At 73.2% G+C, this 6,481-nt stretch carries 1 protein-coding gene; it reads left to right on the top strand.

What is annotated here, in order from left to right:
* Positions 1-6,481, top strand: a 6,481-nt coding sequence (locus ACF1BE_RS34920) for a type I polyketide synthase (protein ID WP_392203012.1), incomplete at both ends; no start/stop codon positions are given.

The following is a 6,481-nucleotide window of genomic DNA, read 5'->3' as shown; positions in this document are numbered from 1 at the left end:
TGGCGGTCGACTGGACCGGTGTGCTGCCCGCGGGCGCCGGTGAGACGCACGTGGACCTGCCGACGTATGCCTTCGAGCACCGGCACTACTGGCTGCGGCTGAACGGAGCGACGGACGCCACCGCTCTCGGACAGGCCCCCACGGACCACCCCCTGCTCGGGGCGGTGGTGGAAGTGCCCGAGACCGGCGGTGTGTTGTGCACCTCGCGGCTGTCCCTGCGCACGCATCCCTGGCTGGCGGACCACGTCGTCGGCGGACTGACCCTGGTCCCCGCGGCGGCGCTGGTGGAGCTGGCCGTAAGGGCCGGTGACGAGGTCGGCTGCGGGACCGTGGACGAACTCACCGTCGTCGCACCGCTGGTGCTGCCGGAACAGGGCGGGGTACGTCTCCAGGTCGCCGTCGGTGGTGTGGACGAGAGCGGCTGCCGTACGGTCACCGTGTACTCGACACGCGAGGACGCCGGTGAGGTCGGCGGGGTGGAGGCCTGGGTCCGGCACGCCACCGGTGTGCTGACGGCGACGCCCGAACCCGGTGCGAGCCCGCAGGGCGATTTCGGCACCTGGCCGCCGCCCGGTGCCCAGCGCGTCGACGTGGAGGCGTTGTACGGCGGTCTGGTCCGGCGCGGTTACGAGCACGGGTCCCTCTTCCAGGCCGTACGGGGGTTCTGGCGGCACGGTGAGGAGATGCTCGCCGAGGTCGCCGTGCCGGACGACGAGCGTGAGGAGGCCGGCCGGTTCGGGCTGCACCCGGCGCTGCTGGACGCCGCCCTGCACCCGGCGTTGCTGGACGCGGCCGTGGCTGACGGCGGTCCGCGGGTGTGGCAGTACCTGACCTGGCGCGGGCTCGCGTTGCACGCCGTCGGGGCCACGGCTCTGCGGGTGCGGATCATGCCGCACGGCCGGGACGCCCTGGCCCTGGAGGCGGTCGACCAGGCCGGCGGGCTGGTGCTGCGGGCGGAGTCGGCGGAACTTCGGCCGCTGTCCGCCGAACAGCTGGAGGCCGCCGTGGGCACGGCGAGCGACGACTCGCTGTTCCGCGTCGACTGGACCGAACTACCCCAGGCCGACGCGGTGTCCGTCGAGCCGCCGTCCTGGGCCGGGGTGTGGTCCGCCGACGACGTCACCGCCCTGGCGGACAGTGCGGACACGGCGGAGGAGCTTCCCGCACTGATCGTGCTGGACGCCATGGTGGACCAGGGGCAGGCCGAGAACCAGTACCAGGCCGAGCATGAGGGCGAGGGCCAGGGCGACCCGGCGCTGGCCCTGACGAACCGGGTGCTGGCGGCCGTGCAGGCCTGGCTGGCCGCCCCCGCCCTGGAGCCGACCCGGCTGGTCGTGGCCACACGGGGCGCGGTCCCGGCCGGCGCGGACGGCGCGGTGACCGATCCGGCGGGCGGCGCGGTCTGGGGCCTCATACGGGCCGCCCAGTCCGAGAACCCCGACCGGATCGTGCTGTTCGACCTCGACCCCGGGCTGCGGCCCGGCACCACCCCGGGCCTGGCGGCCGACGGCACCCTCGACCGTGTCGTGCACCGGCTGCTGTCCGACACGGAGCCCGAACTCGCGGTGCGCGGTGAGACGTTGTACATCCCCCGGCTCACCCGTGCCACCGCGGCGGGGCTCGACCGCTCCGCACCGGCGGCACCTGCGGCCAAGGCCCCCGTGGCGCTGGATCCGGAGGGCACGGTCCTGATCACCGGCGGCACGGGCTCGCTCGGCGGACTGCTGGCCCGGCACCTGGTCGCCCGCCATGGGGTACGGCATCTCGTGCTGGCCAGCAGGCGGGGCGAAGCGGCCGAGGGCGCCACCGAGTTGGTGGCCGAGCTGACCGGACTCGGCGCAGCCAAGGTCACGGTCGTCTCCTGCGACGTCACCGACCGTGACGCGGTCGCCACACTGCTCGCCGAGACGCGCCGGGCCGGCCGCCCGCTGACCGGGGTCGTGCACACGGCGGGCATCGCCGACGCCGGCGTGATCGGCACGATCCGTCCCGAGCAGGTGGCACAGGTCTTCGCGCCGAAGGTGACGGCGGTACGGCACCTGGACGAGCTGACCCGCGAACTCGTACCGGAACTGGCGGCGTTCGTCGTCTTCTCCTCCGTCTCCTCCGTCTTCCTCGGCGCGGGTACCGGCAGCTACGCGGCGGCCAACGCCTTCCTGGACGCCGTGGCCCACCAGCGCCGGGCCGCGGGCCTCCCCGCAACCTCGCTCGCCTGGGGCCTGTGGGACCAGGCGACCGGCGGTATGGCGGCCGGCATGGACGACCTCACCCGCAGCCGGATGAACCGGCGAGGCGGTGTGCTCCCCATGACGCCCGAGGAGGGCATGGACCTCTTCGACGCTGCCCTGGGCACCGGCGAGGCCCTGCTCGTCCCGGCCAAACTCGACCTGCGGCAGCTGCGCACCGACGCCGGCGCCGGCCGCGCCGTCCCCACTCTCCTGCGCGCCCTGGTGCGCACCGGACGGCAGACCGTGCGGGCCGCGGCCGGGGACAGCGGCGGCGGCCTGGCGGACCGGCTGGCCGGGCTGGGCACGGTGGAGCAGGAGGCGATGCTGCTGGACCTGGTCCGCTCGCACGCGGCGGTCGTGCTCGGGCACGCCGGTCCGGAGGGCATCAAGCCGGACACCGCGTTCCGTGACTCCGGGTTCGACTCGCTCACCTCGGTCGAGCTGCGCAACCGGCTGCGCGAGGCGACCGGCCTCAAACTGGCCGCCACGGTCGTCTTCGACCACCCGAACCCGCTCTCCCTCGCCCGGCACCTGCACGGGGAGCTGGGGGAGGCGGTGGTGGTTCCGCCCGCCGCAACGCTCGGCGCGCCCGCCGACCCCGATGAGCCGATCGCGATCGTCGGCATGGCGTGCCGGCTGCCCGGCGGCGTAGACACCCCCGACGCACTGTGGCAGCTGGTGTCCGAGGGCCGGGACGCGATGTCCGGCTTCCCCGACGACCGCGGCTGGGACCTGAGCGGTTTCTTCAGCGACGACCCGGACCAGGCCGGCACGTCCTACGTGAGCCAGGGCGGATTCCTCTACGACGCCGCACTGTTCGACGCCGCCTTCTTCGGTATCTCGCCGCGTGAGGCGCTGGCGATGGACCCGCAGCAGCGCCTGCTCCTGGAGACCTCCTGGGAGGCACTGGAGCGGGCCGGCCTCGATCCGACCTCCCTCAAGGGCACCGACGTCGGCGTGTTCTCCGGCCTGATGGGCCAGGGTTACGGCACGTCGGGACCGGTACCGCCCGAGCTGGAGGGCTTCACCGGTACCGGAGGCATGGGCAGCGTGGCCTCCGGGCGCGTCGCCTACGTGTTCGGCTTCGAGGGGCCCGCGGTGACCGTGGACACGGCGTGTTCCTCGTCCCTGGTCGCCATCCACCTCGCGGCCCAGGCCCTGCGCAACGGCGAGTGCTCCATGGCCCTCGCCGGCGGCGCCACCGTCATGGCGACCCCGGGCACCTTCGTCGAGTTCTCGCGGCAGCGGGGTCTGGCCTCGGACGGCCGCTGCAAGTCGTACGCCGACGCCGCCGACGGCACGGGCTGGGCCGAGGGCGCGGGCGTGGTCGTGCTGGAACGGCTGTCGGAGGCGCGGCGCAGGGGGCACCGGGTGCTGGCGGTGATCCGGGGCAGCGCGGTGAACCAGGACGGCGCGTCCAACGGGCTGACCGCCCCCAACGGTCCCTCACAGCAGCGGGTCATCCGCAAGGCGCTCGCGAACGCGGGGCTGACCCCGGCGGACGTGGACGCGGTCGAAGGCCACGGCACCGGCACGGTCCTGGGCGACCCGATCGAGGCACAGGCCCTCCTCGCCACCTACGGCCAGGAGCGCGAAGAACCGCTGTGGCTCGGCTCGTTGAAGTCCAACATCGGGCACACCCAGATGGCCGCGGGCGTGGCCGGCGTGGTCAAGATGGTGCAGGCCATGCGGCACGGCGTGCTCCCGGCCACGCTGCACGTCGACACCCCGACCTCCCAGGTCGACTGGGCGGACGGCGCGGTCGAACTACTCACGGAGGCCCGTACGTGGCCGGAGGTGAACCGACCGCGCCGGGTAGGCGTGTCCGGGTTCGGTGTGAGCGGTACGAACGCGCACGTCATCCTGGAGCAGGCGCCGGAGGAGGATGTCACCGGGCCGGTGGTCGCTCCGGCCGATGGTGTGGTGCCGGTCGTCGTCTCCGCACGCAGTGCCGGTGCCCTCGCCGGACAGGCGGACCGGCTGGCGGAGTTCGTCCGCCGGACCGGCACACCGCTGCCCGCCGTCGCGGGTGCGTCGGTGTCCCGACGGGCGACGCTGTCCGAGCGGGCCGTGGTGGTCGCCGGATCGCCGGAGGAAGCGGTGGCCGGACTGGAGACGCTGGCCGTGGGCGGATCCTCTCCGCTCGTGGTGACGGGCTCGGTCACCGGTGGGAAGACGGTGTTCGTGTTCCCGGGGCAGGGCTCCCAACGGGTTGGTATGGGCGCTGAGTTGTATGAGCGGTTTCCGGTGTTCGCGCGGGCGTTGGACGAGGCGTGTGCGGCGTTGGATGTGCAGCTGGCGGGTGCGGTGGAGCATTCGGTGCGGGATGTGGTCTTCGGTGCGGGTGAGGGTCTGCTGGATCGGACGGTGTTCACGCAGGCCGGGTTGTTCGCGGTGGAGTCGGCTTTGTTCCGGCTTGTGGAGTCGTGGGGTGTGCGGCCGGATGTGGTGGTGGGGCATTCGATCGGTGAGGTGGTGGCCGCGCATGTCGCCGGGGTGTTGTCGCTGGCGGATGCGGCGGTGTTGGTCGCGGCGCGGGGCCGGTTGATGCAGGCTCTGCCGCCGGGTGGGGCGATGGTCGCGGTGGCCGCGAGCGAGTCGGAGGTAGCCGAACACCTGGGCGCGGGTGTGGATGTGGCGGCGGTGAACGCTCCGGGTTCGGTCGTTCTGTCGGGTGAAGTGGACGCCGTGGTGGCGGTGGCGGAGAGGTTGGGGGAGCAGGGGCGTCGGGTGAAGCGGTTGACTGTCTCGCACGCTTTCCACTCGGTGTTGATGGAGCCGATGCTGGGCGAGTTCGGTGAGGTGCTGTCGGGGCTGACGTGGCACGAGCCGGTGATTCCGGTGGTGTCGAATGTGACCGGACGGTTGGCCGAGCCGGGCCAGTTGACCGATCCCGCCTACTGGGTCGACCACGTCCGTCGTCCGGTGCGGTTCGCCGAGGGTGTTGCCGCGTCGGGTGGGTCGGTGTTCCTGGAGCTCGGTCCTGGTGGGGCGTTGAGCGGTGCCATCACGGAGTCGGCGGGTGAGGACGCGGTGAGCGTGGCCGCCCTGCGCGACGAGCGGGGTGAGGAGCGGACGCTTCTGCGGTCCGTCGCGGAGTTGTTCGTGCGCGGTAAGAAGGTGGACTGGGCGGCGGTGCTTCCCGAGGGGGCCACCGACACCCACGTGGACCTGCCGACGTACGCCTTCGACCACCAGCACTACTGGCTTCCCGCCCCCCGGCCCCTCATGGACGCCACCGCCCTGGGCCAGAGCACGGCGGACCACCCGCTGCTGGGTGCGGTGGTCCAGTTGCCGCAGTCGGACGGGCTGGTCCTCACTTCCCGGCTGTCCCTGCGCACTCACCCCTGGCTCGCCGACCACGCCATCGGGGGAGTGGTTCTCGTGCCCGGCACCGGGCTGGTCGAGCTGGCCGTGCGCGCCGGTGACGAGGTCGGCTGCGGAGTGCTGGACGAACTGGTCGTCGAGGCACCCCTGGTCGTTCCCGAACAGGGCGCCGTACGACTCCAGGTCGCCGTCGGTGGGCCGGACCAGAGCGGGACGCGCAGCGTCGAGGTCTACTCCACCCGCCAGGACGTCGGTGCGGAGAGCGGGCCGGATGCCTGGACCCGGCACGCCAGCGGCACCCTGAGCATCGCGACCGCCCCCACCGAGACCCCTGACTTCGCCGCCTGGCCCCCACCCGGCGCCCGGCAGGTCGACATCTCCGACGGCTACGAGAGGCTGACGCGCGCGGGTTACGCGTACGGCCCGGCGTTCCAGTGCGTGCGCAAGGTCTGGCGACGTGACACCGAGCTGTTCGCGGAGGTCGTCGTCCCCCCGCAACAGCGGGAGAACGCCGCCGGGTTCGGCATCCACCCGGCGCTGCTCGACGCGGCGCTGCACGTCAGCATCCTGGACGCGGCTGCCGAGGTGGCCGACGGAGCCGTGGTGGAGGACGACCCGGTGGTACGGCTGCCGTTCGCCTGGAACGGGCTGACGCTGCACGCCTCCGGCGCCGCGTCGATCCGGGTACGGCTCCTGCGGCCCGATCCGGACACGCTGTCCCTGGAAGCCGTCGATGACTCCGGCGACCTCGTGCTGACGCTGGACTCCCTGGTCTCGCGGGCGGTCTCCGCGGAGCAGCTCGACGCGGCGGCCGGCGCTTCCGGTTCGGACGCGCTGTTCCGGGTGGAGTGGAGTGAGTTGCCGTCTGTGCCGGGTTCCGGTGAGGTGCCGGCGGTGACGGTGGTCGACGCCCGTACCCGTGGGGC

The organism is Streptomyces sp. NPDC014991, assembly GCF_043080665.1.
Lineage (GTDB): Bacteria > Actinomycetota > Actinomycetes > Streptomycetales > Streptomycetaceae > Streptomyces.
This window is presented reverse-complemented; position numbering and strand designations above follow the sequence as displayed.